This window comes from Streptomyces rapamycinicus NRRL 5491, assembly GCF_024298965.1.
In the GTDB taxonomy this organism is placed as follows: Bacteria; Actinomycetota; Actinomycetes; order Streptomycetales; family Streptomycetaceae; genus Streptomyces; species Streptomyces rapamycinicus.
The window spans coordinates 12,072,076-12,089,721 of sequence record NZ_CP085193.1; the positions used below are offsets into that span (position 1 = coordinate 12,072,076).

The 17,646-nt window shown below is 74.2% G+C and carries 7 protein-coding genes and 6 pseudogenes; all 13 read left to right on the forward strand.

Going from position 1 to position 17,646, the window contains the following annotated elements:
* Window positions 1-21 precede the first annotated feature (21 nt).
* Window positions 22-2,638 (forward strand): annotated as a pseudogene (locus tag LIV37_RS52845) (type I polyketide synthase); the annotation flags it as partial.
* A 176-nt stretch (window positions 2,639-2,814) separates the two neighbouring features.
* Window positions 2,815-3,006 (forward strand): annotated as a pseudogene (locus LIV37_RS52315) (polyketide synthase dehydratase domain-containing protein); the annotation flags it as partial.
* A gap of 146 nt (window positions 3,007-3,152) precedes the next feature.
* Window positions 3,153-3,500 (forward strand): annotated as a pseudogene (locus LIV37_RS52320) (polyketide synthase dehydratase domain-containing protein); the annotation flags it as partial.
* A 614-nt stretch (window positions 3,501-4,114) separates the two neighbouring features.
* Window positions 4,115-4,633: an alcohol dehydrogenase catalytic domain-containing protein gene (locus LIV37_RS49730; protein WP_254807161.1), complete on the forward strand. Its 519-nt coding sequence runs from the start codon at window positions 4,115-4,117 to the stop codon at window positions 4,631-4,633.
* A gap of 65 nt (window positions 4,634-4,698) precedes the next feature.
* Window positions 4,699-5,777, forward strand: a pseudogene (locus LIV37_RS49735) (SDR family NAD(P)-dependent oxidoreductase).
* Window positions 5,746-6,471, forward strand: coding sequence for an acyl carrier protein (locus LIV37_RS49740; RefSeq protein WP_254807162.1), 726 nt, complete (start codon window positions 5,746-5,748; stop codon window positions 6,469-6,471). The pseudogene LIV37_RS49735 and the gene LIV37_RS49740 overlap by 32 nt, the downstream one beginning before the upstream one ends.
* The gene (locus tag LIV37_RS49745; RefSeq protein WP_254807163.1) at window positions 6,468-6,563 is read left to right on the forward strand and encodes a polyketide synthase docking domain-containing protein; all 96 of its coding nucleotides are present in this window, start codon (window positions 6,468-6,470) and stop codon (window positions 6,561-6,563) included. Before LIV37_RS49740 ends, LIV37_RS49745 begins: the two co-directional genes overlap by 4 nt.
* A 29-nt stretch (window positions 6,564-6,592) precedes the next feature.
* Window positions 6,593-8,602 carry a type I polyketide synthase gene (locus LIV37_RS49750; RefSeq protein ID WP_420834377.1) on the forward strand — a complete coding sequence of 670 codons (2,010 nt, stop codon included), beginning with the start codon at window positions 6,593-6,595 and terminating at the stop codon, window positions 8,600-8,602.
* Window positions 8,599-8,901 (forward strand): annotated as a pseudogene (locus LIV37_RS52850) (acyltransferase domain-containing protein); the annotation flags it as partial. The gene LIV37_RS49750 and the pseudogene LIV37_RS52850, both read left to right, overlap by 4 nt.
* A 761-nt stretch (window positions 8,902-9,662) precedes the next feature.
* Window positions 9,663-12,455, forward strand: coding sequence for a type I polyketide synthase (locus tag LIV37_RS49760; protein ID WP_420834378.1), 2,793 nt, complete (start codon window positions 9,663-9,665; stop codon window positions 12,453-12,455).
* The gene (locus tag LIV37_RS49765) at window positions 12,440-13,654 is read left to right on the forward strand and encodes an acyltransferase domain-containing protein (RefSeq protein ID WP_254807165.1); all 1,215 of its coding nucleotides are present in this window, start codon (window positions 12,440-12,442) and stop codon (window positions 13,652-13,654) included. The genes LIV37_RS49760 and LIV37_RS49765 overlap by 16 nt, the downstream gene beginning before the upstream one ends.
* Window positions 13,549-14,817: a polyketide synthase dehydratase domain-containing protein gene (locus LIV37_RS49770; RefSeq protein ID WP_476718421.1), complete on the forward strand. Its 1,269-nt coding sequence runs from the start codon at window positions 13,549-13,551 to the stop codon at window positions 14,815-14,817. Before LIV37_RS49765 ends, LIV37_RS49770 begins: the two co-directional genes overlap by 106 nt.
* Window positions 14,796-17,564: pseudogene (locus LIV37_RS49775) on the forward strand (SDR family NAD(P)-dependent oxidoreductase); the annotation flags it as partial. The gene LIV37_RS49770 and the pseudogene LIV37_RS49775, both read left to right, overlap by 22 nt.
* Between the last annotated feature and the right edge of the window lie 82 nt (window positions 17,565-17,646).

A 17,646-nucleotide genomic window follows, 5' to 3' on the forward strand; every position in this document is an offset into this window, starting at 1 on the left:
CGACGAGGAGTTGGGTGTCCGATGAGTGAGCAGAAGCTCCGTGACTACTTGAACCGGGTCACCGCCGACCTCAAGCGCACCCGCCGGTCACTGCGCCGCTACGAGGCCATGGCCACCGAGCCGATCGCCATCGTCGGCATGGCCTGCCGCTACCCGGGCGGCGTGCGCACCCCCGAGCAGCTGTGGGAGCTCGCCGTGTCCGAAGTGGACGCGATCACCGGGTTCCCCACCGACCGCGGCTGGGACCTGGCCTCCGTTCGGGACCGCGTGGCCACCGAGGCCAGCGGGTTCCTGCGGGACATCGACCGGTTCGACGCCGAGTTCTTCGGGATCAGTCCCCGGGAGGCGGTCGCCATGGACCCCCAGCAGCGGCTGCTGCTGGAGACCGCGTGGGAGGCGGTCGAACGCGCGGGCATCGCCCCGGACTCCTGCGGGGCAGTGACACCGGCGTGTTCGTGGGCACCTGCGCCCAGGACTACCCGGAACTGCTGCGGGACACCGCCGACCAGGTCGAGGGCTACGTCGGCACCGGCAGCGCCGCCAGCGTCATGTCGGGCCGGATCTCCTACACGCTCGGGCTGGAAGGCCCCTCACTGACGGTGGACACGGCATGCTCGGCATCCCTTGTCGCGCTCCACTCGGCCGTGCGTGCGCTCCGTGCCCGGGAGTGCTCGCTGGCGCTGGCCGGAGGCGTGGTCGTGATGACCACCCTCTCGCCCTTCCTGGAGTTCACCAAACAGGGCGGCCTCGCCCCCGACGGCCGGTGCAAGTCGTTCTCCGACGACGCGGACGGCACGGCATGGTCGGAAGGGGCGGGAATGCTCGCCCTGCGACGGCTGTCCGACGCCCAGCGCGACGGACACGAGGTGCTGGCCGTGATCCGCGGCTCCGCCATGAACTCCGACGGCGCCTCCAACGGTCTGAGCGCACCGAACGGCACCGCACAGCAGCAGGTCATCTGGAGCGCGCTGGAGAACGCCGGGCTCGCACCCTCCGACGTGGACGCCGTGGAGGCACATGGCACCGGCACCCGGCTGGGCGATCCGATCGAGGCCGGGGCGCTGCTGGCCACCTACGGTCAGGACCGGCAACGACCCCTGCTGCTGGGCTCGTTGAAGTCGAACATCGGCCACTCCCAGGCGGCCGCCGGAGTCGGTGGCGTGATCAAGATGGTGGCGGCGCTGCGCGCGGGAGTGCTGCCCGGTCTGCTCCACTTCTCGGCGCCGTCCTCGCGTATCGACTGGGCGTCGGGCGCGGTCTCCCCGCTGGCGCACACGACCGACTGGCCGGAGACCGGCAGGCCGCGACGTGCCGGAGTGTCGTCGTTCGGTGTGTCCGGCACCAACGCGCACATCATCCTGGAGCAGGCCCCGGAACCCGAGACGCCCCAGCGGCCACCGCTCGCACGGGACGAGCGGGTGGTGTGGCAGCTGTCCGGCAGGACCCTGCCCGCGCTGCGCGCCCAGGCGCGAGCGCTGGTGGACCACCTGGAGTCCCGGCCGGACCTCGCCCCGGCCGACCTGGCCTACTCCCTGGCGACCACCCGTACCCGGTTCGAGCACGGTGCGACCGTGGTCGGGGACCGGAAGGCCGCGTGCACCGCCTTCGATGCCGTGGCCCGCGGTGAAGAACCGGGTTCCCTCACGCTGTCCGCCGCCCGGGTCACCGACTCCCGTCCGGTGTGGGTGTTTCCGGGTCAGGGGTCGCAGTGGGTGGGGATGGCGGTGGAGTTGTGGGAGTCGTCGCCGGTGTTCGCGGCGGCGATGGAGGAGTGTGCGGTGGCGTTGGCGCCGTTCGTGGACTGGTCGTTGGCGGATGTGCTGGGCGATGAGAAGGCACTGGCGCGAGTGGATGTGGTGCAGCCGGTGTTGTTCGCGGTGATGGTGTCGTTGGCGCGGTTGTGGCGGTCGTTCGGTGTCGAGCCTGCGGCGGTGGTGGGTCATTCGCAGGGTGAGATCGCGGCGGCGTGTGTGGCGGGGGTGTTGTCGCTGGAGGACGCGGCGCGGGTGGTGTGTGTGCGGTCGAGGCTGATCGCGCGGGAACTGGCCGGGCGTGGCGGGATGGTGTCGCTGCCACTGCCCCTGGCCGAGGTGGAGGACCTGATCGCGTCCCGGGGCGCGGAACTGTCGATCGCGGCGGTCAACGGCCCGCTCTCGGTGGTCGTATCCGGTGCGCCCGGCGATCTCGACGACCTGATGTCCCACTGCGCCGAAGAGGACGTGCGGGCCCGGCGGATCGACGTGGACTACGCCTCCCACTCCGCCCAGGTCGACGTCCTCGCCGACGAACTGCTGCGCGCCCTGGACACCATCACCCCCCGCCAGGCCACGTGCCGTTCTTCTCCACGGTGACCGGGCGGTTCGAACCCACCGCCGGGTTGGACGCCGAGTACTGGCTGCGCAACCTGCGCCGACCCGTTCGCCTGGACTCCGCGGTACGTGGCCTCGCCGATGCGGGCTTCGACACGTACATCGAGGTCAGCAGCCACCCCGTGGTGCTGCCCGGCGTGCAGGACACGCTCGCGGAGCTGGACGTTCCCGCGACGGCGGTGGGCACTCTGCGCCGCCGGTCCGGTGGCATGGACCAGTTTCTGCGTGCGCTGTCCGCGGCGTTCACCGGCGGCGCGGCGGTGGACTTCGGCCGCTGTGGGCGGACCGCCCGCCCGCCTTCGTCGACCTGCCCACCTACGCCTTCCAGCGTGAGCGGTACTGGCTCACCGACACCGGAGGCGGCGACGTGTCCACGGCCGGCCTGGCCGGTGCCGAACACGGCCTGCTCGGCGCGGTGCTGGAGGTCGCCGGGACCGGGAACACCGTGCTGACCGGCTCGTTGTCCGTCGACTCCCACCCCTGGCTGGTCGACCACACCGTGCTCGGGTCGGTGATGTTCCCCGGCGCGGGCTTCGTGGAGATGGTGCTCAGGGCGGCGGACGAGGCCGACTGCGGGCGCGTCGAGGAACTGACCCTGCACACACCGCTGGTGTTCGAAGGCCATGAGCGCGTCGACGTCCAGGTGGCCGTCGCAGGCGACCGCGCCGGGCGCCGTGAGGTGACGGTGCACTCGCGCTCGGCAGGCACCTCGACGGCATGGGTGCTGCACGCGACCGCGACCGTGGCCCGCGAACCCGCCCCGGCGCCCCCGGGCTGGGAGGCATGGCCACCCCGGGCGCCGTCGAGGCGGACCTCGGCGACTTCTACGACGCCCTCGCGGCGGACGGCCTCCGGTACGGGCCGATGTTCCAGGGGGTGCGACGGGTGTGGCGCGACGGGGAGGTGCGCTACGCGGAGATCGCCCTGCCGGAAGGGGCCTCCCCGGAGGGCTTCGTGCTCCATCCGGTCCTGCTGGACGCGGCGCTCCAGGTGATGGCGCACGGCAGCATGGCGGAGGGCCAGACGTTCCTGCCGTTCACCTGGTCGGACATCTCGGTGTCCGCCTCCGGCGCCCGTGCGCTGCGGATGCGGATGGAGCCCCGAGGCGACAGCGGTGTGTCATTGCTGGCCACCGACTCCCGGGGCGTCCAGGTGCTGGCCATCGGCGAGGTCGTCACCATGAAGCTCCCGGCCGGCAGGCCGATGTCCACCCACCGCGGGTCGACCCGAAGCTGCTGCGCGTCGACTGGGTACCGGCGCCCATGGACACCTGGGCACAGGAGCCCGCGGACACCTGGAGCCCGGGGTGAAGGAGCCCGCGGACACCTCGCCCCCGCCGAGGACGGCCGTCCTGTCGGGCTGGCCGGGGCCCGTGGAGCCCGCCCGTCCCCCTTCGAAGGTCTCGACGCCCACCCGTACGCCGGACTGGACACGCTGGCGGCCGCGATGGGCGCCGGCGCCGCGCCCGATGTCGTTCTGCTGCCTCTCGTGGCGCGGTCCGGTGACGCGGTCGCCGACGGGTACGAGCTCACCGGACGTGCCATGGCCGCCATCCGGACATGGCTGTCCGACGACACGTTCGCCGCCGCGACGCTCGCGTTCGTGACCAGGGGGGCGTTCCCGGCCGGCCAGCGCCGGGGGCCCGATCCGGCCGCGGCAGCCGCCGCCGGGTTCATCCGCTCGGCGCAGAGCGAGCATCCGGGCGCTTCCTGGTCATCGACCTCGATCCGGACGCCGATCCGCCGGTGCTGCCGCCCGCCGCCGTCACCCCCGGTGACGAACCCGTCGTCGCCGTGCGGGGCGAGGGGCTGTTCGTGCCCCGCCTCGCGGAGTACGCCCCCCTTTCCGCCCTCACGGTCCCGGCGGACGCCGAGGCGTGGAGCGTGGACCTGGCCTCCGCGGACACCCTGGAAGACCTGGACATCGTGCCCGCGCCCGACGCGCTGGCGCCGCTGACGGAGGGCCAGGTCCGCCTGTCCGTGCGCGCGATGGGCGTCAACTTCCGGGAAGTCCTGGTCGCCCTCGACATGGTGCCCGGTGGGGACCGGCCGGCGGGCGGCGAGGCGGCCGGTGTGGTCACCGAGATCGGGCCGGGTGTCACCGGCTTCTCGGTCGGTGACCGGGTGATGGGGCTGGTCACCGGCGCCTACGCCGGACCGGTCGCCGTGGCCGACCACCGCACGCTGGTGCCGCTGCCCACCGGCTGGACGTACGCCAGGGAGCGGCGGCGCCGGTCGCCTTCCTCACCGCCTACTACGGGCTGACCGACCTCGGAGGCGTCCGGCCCGGTGACCGGGTGCTGATCCACGCGGCGGCCGGCGGCGTCGGAATGGCGGCGGTGCGGATCGCACGGCACCTGGGGGCCGAGGTGTTCGCCACGGCCGGCCCGGCCAAGTGGTCCGAGGTGCGGGCCGCCGGGGTCAGCGCCTCCCACCTGGCGTCCTCGCGGACCACGCGGTTCGAGAGCGCCTTCCGGGAGGTGCTCGGAGAGCACCGGATCGATGTCGTGCTGAACTCACTGACCGGCGAGTTCGCCGACGCCTCCCTGCGGCTGACCGCCGAGGGAGGCCGGTTCCTGGAGATGGGCAAGACCGACATCCGCGACGCCGACGAGGTCGGCCTGCACCACCCCTCGGTGCGCTACCGGGCGTTCGACCTGGTCCTCGACGCCGGTGCCGACCGGATCCAGGCGATGCTGGCCGAGCTGACGGCCCTGATCGGGCGGGGCGCGCTGGCCCCGCTGCCGGTCCGCGCGTGGGACGTCCGCCGCGCCGCCGAGGCGCTGCGGTACGTCAGCCAGGCGCGCCACGTCGGCAAGGTCGTCCTCACCGTGCCCCGGCCGTGGGATCCGGCGGGGACGGTGCTGCTCACCGGCGCGAGCGGCACACTGGGCGGCGTTCTCGCCCGGCACCTCGTCGCCGAGCGCGGGGTCCGGCATCTGCTGCTGCTCAGCCGCCGGGGAGGGAGGCGGAGACGGCCGCCGCGCTGGAGGCGGAGCTCATTGCCCTCGGCGCGTCCTCGGTGACCTTCGCGGCCTGCGACGTCGCCGACCGGGAGGCGGTGCGCGGCGTCCTGGCCGCGATACCGCCACAGCGCCCCCTCACCGCCGTCGTGCACGCCGCCGGCACCCTCAGCGACGGTCTGGTCGGCTCGCTGGACCGGACGGACGTCGACGCGGTGTTCCGCCCCAAGGTCGACGGCGCCGCCGTACTCGACGAGCTGACCCGGCGCCACGACCTCGCGGGCTTTGTGATGTTCTCCTCGGCGGCGGGCGTCACCGGCAACGCCGGTCAGGCGAACTACGCCGCCGCCAACGCGTTCCTCGACGCACTGGCCGAACGCAGGGCCGCCGAGGCCTGCCCGCGCGGTCGCTGGCTTGGGGGCTCTGGGCGGACACCAGCGATCTGACCGCGACCCTGAGCGAGACCGCCGGGCGAGAATCGCCCGCTCCGGTGTCCGCGCGCTGTCCGCGGCGGCCGCGCTGGACCTGTTCGACCAGGCGCTCTCCCGTGATGAGGCACTGCTGCTGCCCATCGACGTCGACCCGTCCGGCGAGGCGGAACCGCCGCCGCTGTGGCGCGACCTGGTGCGCCGCCGGGTCCGCCGGGTGGTCGCAGCGACGCCCGTCGCCGAGACCTCGACCGCCGAACTGCTGGCCGACGTCCCCGCCGCCGAACGGGTACCGGCGCTGACCGACCTGGTGTGCGCGCACACGGCCGCCGTCCTCGGGCACGACGCCGACCGGGTGGACCCGCTGAGGGCGTTCGGCGAGATCGGTTTCGACTCGCTCAGCGCGGTCGAACTGCGCAACCGCCTCAACTCGGCGACGGGGCTCCGGCTGCCCGCCACGACGGTGTTCAGCCACCCCAGCCCCCAGGCGCTGGCCCGGAAGCTGGCCGCCGAGCTGTTTCCCGAGGCCGACGCGGCCGGGACCGACGCGCGCGAGACCGACGCGGCTGAGACCGACGCGGCTTCGGAGCGGGCCGGGGAGGAGCGCACGCGCGACGGGGCGCTGACCGGCGTGGACATCGACGGCCTCGGCGTGGAGGAGCTGATGTCCCTCGCGCTCGGCACGGCCGAACCCCACACATCCGAAGGATGACCGACATGACCGTCTCACCCGACCGCCTCGTCGACGCGCTGCGCTCATCGGTCAAGGAGGCCGAGCGACTGCGGGAGCACAACCGGCCCTGACCGAAGCGGCCACGGAGCCGATCGCCGTCGTGGCGATGGCCTGCCGGCTGCCCGGCGGCGCCGACTCGCCGGAGAAGCTGTGGCAGCTGGTGGACTCCGGCACGGACGTGCTCACGCCCCTGCCCCGGGACCGCAACTGGGACCTGGAGTCCCTCAGCCCCTTCGTCACGGACGCCTACTTCGTCGACGACGTGGGCGGATTCGACGCGAACCTGTTCGGCATATCACCCCGCGAGGCCGCCGCGATGGACCCACAGCAGCGGCTGCTCCTGGAGGCCGCCTGGGAGGTGTTCGAACGCGCCGGGTTCGCGCCCGACGCGCTGCGGGACAGCGGCACGGGCGTATTCGTCGGCGCGGGACCGGGCGACTACCTGATCCGCCTCCTGGACAACCCGGACGCCGCGGAGGGCTATGTCGCCACCGGCACCGCGCCGAGCGTCACCTCCGGACGGATCGCCTACACCTTCGGCCTGCGCGGGCCCGCCGTCACGGTCGACACCGCCTGTTCGTCGGGTCTGGTCGCCCTGCACCTGGCCACCCAGGCGCTGCGCAAGGGCGACTGCTCGCAGGCGCTGGTCGCCGGCGTCTCGGTGATGTCCGCGCCCCACGGCTTCGTCGAAATCGCCAAACAGGGCGGCCTGGCCGCCGACGGACGCTGCAAGGCGTTCGCCGACGCCGCCGACGGCACCAACTTCGGCGAGGGCGTCGCCGCGGTGCTCGTCGAGCGGCTGTCCGACGCCCGGCGGCTCGGACATCCGGTACTCGCCGTGGTACGCGGCTCCGCGATCAACCAGGACGGCGCCTCCAACGGACTGTCCGCGCCCAACGGCGCCGCGCAGGAAGAGGTGATCCGGCAGGCACTCGCCGACGCGGGGGTCCGCGCCGACGAGGTCGACGCCGTCGAGGCGCACGGCACCGGCACCACCCTGGGCGACCCGATCGAGGCGGACGCACTGCTGGCCACCTACGGCCGGAACCGCGAACACCCCTTGTGGCTGGGCTCGGTGAAGTCCAACGTCGGACACACGCAGTCGGCCGCCGGCCTGGTCGGTCTGATCAAGATGGTGCAGGCGCTGCGCGCGGGACGGCTGCCGAAGACCCTGCACGCCGACCGGCCGTCCCGGCACGTCGACTGGTCCACCGGCCCGGTGCGCCTGCTGCGCGAGGCCCGGCCGTGGCCCGCCGCCGACCGCCCGCGCCGGGCCGGTGTCTCCTCGTTCGGGATCAGCGGGACCAACGCGCACGTCATCGTCGAGAGCGTGCCCGCGCCCGAGGAGCGGCCCCGCACCGAGCTCTCCGGCCCGGTGCCGCTCATCCTCTCCGGCAGGACCGACAGCGCCCTGCGGGCCCAGGCGGCCCGGCTGCGCGCGCGTCTGCTGGAGCGCGATGAGCCGCTCGCCGATGTCGCGTTCACGCTGGCGACCGCGCGCGCCCGGTTTCCGCACCGGGCCGTGCTGCCGGTGCGGAGCCGTGCCGAGGCGCTCGAGGCGCTGCACGCCGTCGCCCTGGGAGAACAGGCGCTCGGCACCGCCCGGCCGCCCCGCCGGGAGCGGGTCGCGTTCGTCTTCCCCGGCCACGGCTCCCAGTGGACCGCGATGGGCGTGCGGCTGTGGGACGAGTCACCGGTGTTCGCCGAGTCCATGCGGGAGTGTGAGAAGGCGCTGTCCGCATACGTCGACTGGCCGCTGCGGGAGGCGCTGTCCGACGAGCGGGCGCTGGCCCGGGCCGAGGTCGTACAGCCGGCGCTGTGGGCGGTCATGGTCTCGCTCGCCGCGCTGTGGCGCTCGTTCGGTGTCGAGCCCGCCGCCGTGATCGGCCATTCCCAGGGCGAGATCGCCGCCGCCTGCGTCGGCGGTGCCCTGTCCCTGGAGGACGGCGCCCGTGTCGTGGCGCTGCGCAGCCGCCTCATCCACGAGCGGCTGTCCGGACGCGGCGCGATGATGACGGTGATGGCCTCGCCGGACCGCGTACGCGAACTGCTGGCGGACGACGGAACGACGCCGTGTCCATCGCTGCCGTCAACGGGCCGCAGAACGTGACCGTCTCCGGCGACCCGGCGGCGCTGGACCGCATCGAGCGCGGCCTGTCCGCCGCCGGGATCATGCGCTGGCGGCTCGCCGGGGTGGACTTCGCCGCCCACTCGCCACATGTCGACGGCATCGAGGCCGATCTGCTGGCGGCGCTGGCACCGATCCGGCCCCGCCCGGGGAAGGTGCCGTTCTACTCCACGGTGACCGCCTCCCGCCTGGACACGGAGGAGCTGGACGCCGGGTACTGGTGCCGCAACCTGCGGCGGACGGTGAACTTCGCCGACACGGCGGACGTCCTGGTCGGGGACGGACACGGGCTCATGGTCGAGGTCAGCCCGCACCCGGTGCTCGCGCACATCACCGCCGCGGGCCCGGTGCTGGACACCCTGCGCCGCGACGACGGCGGGCTGCGTCGGATGCTGACCTCGCTGGCCGCCGCCGACCTGCACGGCCTGCCGGTGGACTGGACCTCGGCACTGCCCGAGGCCCGCGCCGTGGACCTGCCGACGTACCCGTTCCAGCGCGAGCGCTACTGGGTGACCCCGCGGAGCGGACGACCGGGACCCCGCACCGGCGGCGAGCCCCCTCGACCGGTTGCGGTACCGGACCGACTGGACGCCGCTGCGGCTGTCCGCCGATCCGGTACTGTCCGGCACCTGGCTGGTCGTCACGGACCGGGCCGACGCCCGGGCCGAGAGCGTCCTCGACGCGCTGCGGCGGTACGGCGCCGAGGTGGTCGTCCGGGCGCCGGGCGAGCTCGACCTCGCAGCCCTCCCCGAGCCGGCCGGTGTCCTCGCGCTGCTGGCCCACGACGAGGACCCCGAGCCGGACCACCCCGCCGTCCCCGGGGCTTCGCCCGGACCGTGCGGCTGGTGCGGCAGTTGGGCACGGCGGGCGTCGAAGCACCGCTGTGGTGCGTCACCAGGGACGCGACACGATCCCCGGCGCAGGCGATGACCTGGGGATTCGGCAGAGTGGCCGGGTTCGAGCGGCCCGTGCCTGGGGCGGTCTCATCGACCTGCCGCAGCCGCTGGACGACACCGGTCAACGGCGGGTCGCCGCCGTCCTGTTGGGCGACACCCACGAGGACCAGGTCCGCATCGACCGCACCGGGGCGTTCGGACGGCGGATCGTACGCGCCCCCGCACCTGCGGAGCGCGGAGGGGACTGGCAGGTCCGCGGCACCGCCCTGGTGACCGGTGGCACCGGCGGACTCGGCAGGCATGTCGTGCGCTGGCTGGCGGCCGAGGGCGCGGAGCACGTGATCGTGGTGAACCGGCGCGGGACGGACGCTCCCGGCGCGAGCGAACTGGCCGCGGACCTCGCCGGCTCGGGGACGCGGCTCAGCATCGTCCCCTGCGACCTGTCCGACCGGGCCGCCCTCGCCCGGGTGATCGACTCCATCGACCCGGCGGCACCGCTGCGCACCGTGGTGCACACCGCCGCCGTACTGGACGACGCCGCGATCGACACCCTGACCATGGAGCAGTTCGACCGGGTCCTGGCGGTCAAGGCACGGGGCGCGGCCAACCTGCACGAACTCACCCGCGATCTGCACCTCGACGCGTTCGTGCTGTTCTCCTCGCTCGCCGGCACGGTCGGCGCCGCGGGCCAGGGCACCTACGCACCGGCCAACGCCTACCTGGACGCGCTGGCCGAACAGCGGCGGGCCGAGGGGCTGCCGGCCACGTCGGTCGGCTGGGGGGTGTGGGCCGGGGACGGGATGGGCGACGGGCCCCTCGGAGAGGCCGCGCGACGGCACGGAGTGCCGGGGATGTCCCCGCAGGACGCGACAGCGGCGATGCGGACGGCCGTGGAACACGGTGACGCCGCGATCGTGCTGGCCGACATCGAGTGGGACCGCTATCACACGGCGGTCACCGCGTCCCGGCCGAATCCGGCGCTCTCGCGTATCCCCGAGGTCAGGTCGCTGCTCACCACGCGGACCGCTCCGGCGGAGGCGACCGACCCGCTCGCGGTCGTACGCGCCCAGACCGCGGCGGTCCTCGGCTACGCCTCCGGGACGCGGGTCGAGCCGCACCGGCCGTTCAACGAACTCGGATTCGACTCGGTGACCGCCGTCGAGTTCCGCAACCGGCTCAACGCCGTGACGGGGCTGTCCCTGGTGACCACCGTGGTCTACGACCACCCGACGCCCGCCGCGCTCGCCGACCACCTGCGCGCGGAGCTCGGTGGCTCCACTCCGGACGGGACCCCGGCGCGTCCGGAGGCAGGCCCGGACCTCACCACCGACCCCGTCGTCATCGTCGGAATGGCCTGCCGCCTCCCCGGCGGCGTCACCTCGCCCGACGAACTGTGGGACCTGCTGGCCGAGGAACGCACCACGGTGGGACCGCCGCCGCCCGAGCGGGGGTGGGACCTCGCCGCCCTGCCCGCGGACTGTGTGACCACGGCCTCCTACCTGGACGACATCGCGGCCTTCGACGCGGAGTTCTTCGGGATCTCCCCCAGGGAGGCCATGGCCATGGACCCGCAGCAGCGGCTGGCCCTGGAGACCTCGTGGGAGGCGCTCGAGCACGGCGGCATCGCGCCCGGCAGCCTGGCCGGCAGCCGTACCGGTGTGTTCCTCGGCAGCACCGGTCAGGACTACTACGCGCTCCTGACCGGGGCCGGAGCCGACGACGCCGCCGGTCACGCGGGCACGGGCAGCGCGGGCTCGGTGCTCTCCGGCCGGGTCGCGTACGCGCTCGGACTCGAGGGACCCGCCGTCACCGTCGACACGGCGTGCTCCTCCGGGCTCGTCGCCCTGCACCTGGCGGCGCAGTCCCTGCGGAACGGCGAGTGCGCCACGGCGCTCGTGGGAGGGGTGACGGTCATGACCACCCCCACGGGCCTGGCCGAGTTCTCCCGCCAGGGCGGGCTGGCCCCCGACGGCCTGTGCAAGGCGTTCTCCGACTCCGCCGACGGCACCGGATTCGCCGAGGGCGCGGGCATGCTCGTACTGCAGCGGCTGTCCGACGCCCGTGCCGCGGGACGCCGCGTCTGGGCCGTGGTGCGTGGTTCGGCGATCAATCAGGACGGCCTGTCCAACGGTCTGTCGGCGCCCAACGGCCGCGCCCAGCGGGAGGTCATCCGCCAGGCCCTGGCGAACGCGCGCCTGTCCGCCGGGGCCGTCGACGTGGTCGAGGCGCACGGCACCGGGACACCACTCGGCGACCCGATCGAGGCACACGCCCTGCTGGCGGCCTACGGGCAGGACCGGGCGCGGCCGCTGCTCATCGGGACGCTGAAGTCCAACATCGGCCACACCCAGGCCGCCGCCGGTGTCGCGGGCGTGATCAAGACGGCGCTGGCCCTGCACCACGGCACGGTGCCCGCGACCCTGCACGCCGGTACGGCGTCGTCCCATGTGGACTGGACGGCGGGCAGCGCCGAACTGGCCCGTGCCCGGACTCCGTGGCCCGACACCGGCGCACCGCGCCGGGCCGGGGTCTCCGCGTTCGGCATCTCGGGCACCAACGCGCACGTCGTGCTGGAGGCGGACACCCCACCGCCCGCCGAACCGCGGGCGACCGGGGAGACGGCGCCGATCCCGCTGGCCGTGTCCGGCCGGGGGCCGGAAGCCCTCGCGGAGCAGGCGAGGCGGCTGTCCGTGCTGCTGGACGGCGGGACCGATCCGGTCGACATCGGCTGGTCCCTGGTCACCACGCGAACGCGGCAGTCCCATCGGGCCGTGGCCCTCGGCCGGGACCGCGCCGAGCTGGCCGCCGCACTCACCGCGCTGGCGAGCGGCACCTCCGCACCCTCGGTGGTCTCCGCCGTGGCCGCCGGCCAGGACCAGCGCCCGTCTTCGTCTTCCCCGGCCAGGGCTCCAGCTGGGCGGGGATGGGACGCGCGCTGATCGAGTCCTCGCCCGTGTTCGCGGACTCGATGGCCGAGTGCGCGCGGGCGATCGCCACCGAGGCCGACTGGGACCTGTCGGCGGTGCTCGGCGAGGAGGACATGCTGCGGCGGGCCGATGTCGTCCAGCCCGCCCTGTTCGCGGTCATGGTGTCGCTGGCCCGGCTGTGGGAGTCCTACGGCGTGACCCCGGCCGCCGTGGTCGGGCATTCCCTCGGTGAGTACGCCGCCGCGTGCGTGGCGGGAGCGCTGACGGTCGAACAGGCGGCGGTCGCGGTCGTGCGCCGCGGCAGAGTGATCGCCGACCGTCTGTCCGGTGATCATGGGGTGCTGTCCGTTCCGGTCGCCGCCGAACACGTCCGCTTCGACGGCGTCGAGATCGCCGCGTTCAACGGGCCGTCGGCCACGGTGGTCGCCGGGACCAACAGCGCGCTCGAGCGCGTACTGGAGGCCGTGCCCGCGGCCAAACGGGTGCCGATGGACTACGCCTCGCACACCTCCGCCGTCGAGACGGCCGAGGACGCGCTGCTCGGGGAGCTGGCCGGACTGAGCCCGAAGGGCGTCGGCATCCCCTTCTACTCCACGGTGACCGGGGGAAGGCTGGACACCACGGCCCTCGACGCGCACTACTGGTACCGCAATCTGCGCAACCCGGTGTTGTTCGAGACGGCCGGCCGCCGGCTGATCGAGGACGGACACACGGTGTTCATCGAGATGAGCCCGCGCCCGCTGCTGGCGGCGGCCCTGCACCAGACGGCGGAAGCACTGGACCAGCCCGTGCACACCGTCGCCTCACTGCGCCGCGACGACGGCGACATGGACCGCTTCCTGCGCTCGCTCGCCGACGCGCACACCCACGGGGTGACCGTGGACTGGCGCCCCGCGCTGCCCGGCGGCAGGGCCGTCGCGCTGCCGACGTACGCCTTCCAGCGCAAGCGGTTCTGGCCGACGGCCCGGCCACCGCGACGCCCCGGCCAGACACACCCGCTGCTGGGCCCCGCCGAAGAGCTCGCGGGCTCCCCGGACGTGGTGTTCACCAGTACCTCTCCACCCGGACCCACCCATGGCTGGCCGACCATGTGGTGCGGGACTCGGTGCTGCTGCCGGGCACCGCGTTCCTGGAGATGGCGGTCCGGGCCGCCGACGAGACCGGCTGCCACGGCGTCGCCGAACTCGTCCTGGAAGCGCCGCTGGTACTGACCGGCGGCGACATCCGGATCCAGCTGATCGTGCACGGCCCCGACGCGTCGGGGGACCGGCCGTTCTCCGTGCACAGCCGGAACGAGCACGACTGGACGCGGCACGCCACCGGCCGGCTCTCGGCGGTGGCGCAGCCGGTTCCTCCGGGCACACCGGTGTTGCCGCCCGACGCCGAACCGGTCGCGCTGGACGCCTTCTACGGTGAACTCGACGACGCCGGATACCGGTACGGCGAGTCGTTCCGCGGCATGCGTGCGGCCTGGCGGTCGGGCGACGAGCTGTTCGCCGAGGTGGCCCTGGCCGACGCGGTCCCCACCGACGGGTTCCAGCTGCATCCCGCGCTGCTGGACGCCGCCTGCCAGGCGATGACGCTGGCCGGCGGGGACGAGCCGGGGCTGCCGTTCCTGTGGTCCGATGCCGAACTGCACGCACGCGGCGCCCGGGAGCTGTTCGTCCGCATCGCCCCGGCCGGGCCCGACGCGATGTCGATCACCGCCGTCGACCACGAGGGAACGCTCGTGTTCCGCGCCGGCCGGCTGCTCACCCGGCCGTTCGCCCGGCCGGACACGGGCGCCCTGCCCGCGGACTCGCTGTTCACCGTGGACTGGGTCCCGCTTCCGGCGCCGGCACCCGCCGCCGACCGGGAGTGGGCGGTGCTCGACGGCCCCGAGGCCGACCACGGTCTCGGCGTACCCGCGTTCCCCGAGCCGTCCGCCGTGCCCCCGGGAACGTCGATCGTGCTGACGGCCGTCGACGCGTCCTCACTGCACCGGATCCTGGCCGCCGTGCAGACCACGATCGCCACCGACCGTCCCGAACCGCTCGTGGTGCTGACGCACCACGCGGTGGCCGTGCGCCCCTCGGACGAGCCGGTGCCCGACCGGGCCGCGGTATGGGGGCTGCTGCGCACCGCGCAGTCCGAGCACCCCGGACGGTTCGTACTGCTCGACAGCGACCGGCCCGTGACCACGGCCGACCTCCGCGACGCCCTGGCGACCGGCGAACCGCAGGTCGCCCTGCGGGGCGCCGACCGGTACGCGCCACGGCTGACCCGGCGGCCGGCCGCGCTGCAGCCGCCCGCCGGCGAGGCGTGGAACCTCACCGCCTCGCCGACCGGCAGCCTGGACGATCTCGCGCTGACCCCCGTACGGCCGAGCCGCTGACCGACGGGCAGGTCCGCATCGCCGTCCGTGCCGTCGGGGTGAACTTCAAGGACGTACTGATCACCCTTGGCATGGTGCCCGGCGACCTGACCCGGCTCGGAGCGGAGGCCGCGGGAGTCGTGCTCGACGTCGGTCCCGGCGTGCGCTCCCTGCGCCCCGGCGACCGGGTGTTCGGCCTCGCCGACGCCGCGTTCGGCTCGACGGCCGTCACCGACCGGCGCCTGCTGGCGCGGATACCCGACGGCTGGAGCTTCGCCCGCGCCGCGAGCGTGCCCGCCGTGTTCCTCACCGCCTACTACGCACTGCGCGACCTGCTCGGCCTCCAGCCGGGGCAGCGGATCCTGGTGCACTCGGGCGCGGGCGGTGTCGGGATGGCGGCGATCCAGCTCGCCAGGGTGTGGGGCGCCGAGGTGTTCGCCACCGCGAGCGAGCCCAAACAGGATGCCGTCGCCGGACTCGGGGTCGCCCGGGACCACATCGCCTCCTCCCGGACGCTCGACTTCGAGCGGGCCTTCACCGAGGTCACCGGCGGCAAGGGGGTGGACGCCGTGCTGAACTCGCTCGCGGGTGAGTTCGTGGACGCCTCACTGCGGCTGCTGCGCCCGGGCGGCCGGTTCGCGGAGATGGGCAGGACCGACATCCGCGAGAGCGGACCCGCCGGCGTGGAGTATCTGCCCTTCGACCTGTCGGACGCGGGGGAGGAGCGGATCGGCGAGATGCTGGCCGAACTGCTCACCCTGTTCGGCACCGGGAAGCTGGTGGCCCTGCCGGTCACCACATGGGACATACGCCGGGCCCCGAGCGCGTTCCGCCATCTGAGCCAGGCCCGGCACGTGGGCAAGGTCGTGCTCACCGTCGGCCGGGACCTCGACCCGGACGGCACCGTGCTGCTCACCGGTGGCACCGGCGGACTCGGCGCGTCGCTGGCCCGGCATCTGGTACGGGCACGCGGCGTGCGCAGCCTGGTCCTGGTGAGCCGTACGGGAATCGACGCGCCCGGGGCTCGCGAACTGCGGGACGAACTGACCGGGGCCGGTGCCTCGGTCACCGTGGCCGCCTGCGACATCGCCGACCGCGCGGCACTGGGCCGGGTCCTCGACGCCGTCCCGGCGGCGCACCCGCTCACGGCCGTGGTGCACGCCGCGGGGGTGCTCGACGACGCGACCATCGGCGAACTCGACCCCGGCCGGCTGGAGACGGTACTGCGGCCCAAGGTCCGGGGCGCGCGCCTGCTGCACGAGCTGACCCAGGACCTGGACCTCAGCGCGTTCGTGCTGTTCTCCTCGGCCGCGGGGGTGTTCGGCGCGGCCGGCCAGGGGAACTACGCCGCCGCCAACGCCGTACTCGACGCCCTCGCCCGGCACCGCGGGGCGCGGGGCCTGCCCGCGGTGTCGATCGACTGGGGGCTGTGGGACCTCCCCAGCGCGATGACCGCGGGTCTTGACCACGCGCGCTTCGCGCGGTCGGGCCTGATGCCGCTGGCCGAGGAGCAGGGCCACGCGATCTTCGACCAGGTGGCCACCGGCGGGGAAGCCCAGGTCGTCGCCGCTCGGCTGGACCTGGCGGTGTTCCGCGACCTGCCCGACCCGCCCCGGCTGATGGCCGGGCTGGTGCGCGGACCGCGCAAGGCGGCGGGCACCACCGCCGCCAGGCCGGTACGCACCGAGGAGGGGCTGCTGGAGATGGTGCGCGCCACGGCCGCCGACGTGCTCGGCTACGCGGGCACCGGGGAGGTCGGCCCGGCAGGGCTGTTCGCGGAGCTGGGCCTGGACTCGCTGACCGCCGTCGAGCTGCGCAACCGCCTCGCCTCGGCCACCTCGCTCAGGCTGCCCACCTCGATCGCCTTCGACCACCCGACTCCGGCCCGGCTCGCCCGGCACCTCCTGACCCAGCTGAACGTCGAACCCGCCGCGGCGACGGCGCCCGCACCACCGCCGTCCGACCTGGTCGCCGACCTGTGCGCGGCGGCGTTCGAGGCGGGCGACGGGAAGCGGGCCTTCGACCTGCTGCGTACGGTCGCCCGTAACCGCCCGACCTTCCGCACCGAACCGGGCACCCCCGCGTTCGCCCCGCTGGCGTCGGGTGCCGGAGCCCCCCGGCTGGTCTGTCTGACCCCCTTGGTGCCGCTTGCGGGGGCCTACACCTACGCCCGGTTCGCGGCCGGGTTCCGGGGCAGCCGTACCGTCGACGTCCTGGCCACCCCGGGGTTCCTCGACGGCGAGCCACTGGCGGAGTCGGGGGAGGTCCTGGCCCGGGTGCAGACCGAGCGGGTCCTCGCCAGGATCGGGGACGACCCGTTCGTCCTGGTGGGATATTCCTCGGGCGGGCTGCTCGCCCTGGCGATGGCCGCTTTGCTGAGCGAACGCGGCGCACCGGTCCGATCGGTCGTGCTGCTGGACACGTATCTGCCCTCGCCGGACCGGATGGACGAGTTCGTCGCCGCGCTGATGCGCGGTATGACGGACCGCCGCGACGTCGTGCGGGGCCTGACCGGTACCGGGTTGTCGGCGATGGCGTGGAACTGCGATCTGTTCGCGGAATGGTCCGCGGCGCCGCTGCCGGTGCCGGTGCTGTCCGTACGGGCCGACGTTCCGCTGCTGGCCGGTGCCGGTTCCGCACCGGTCGTCGCGCGTGCGGATGTCCGCACCACGGCTGGTGATCACTTCACCCTGCTGGAGGAGCACGCTTCACGGACGAGTGCCCTGGTGGCCGAGTGGCTGACCGAGGACGGGCACGCGGTGCGGTGAGGCGGGGGCGTCGCCCGCGCCCAGCCAATGCACGCCGGTGGCGGAACCGCCTTGGGGCAGTTCCGCCACCGGCGAATCCTGG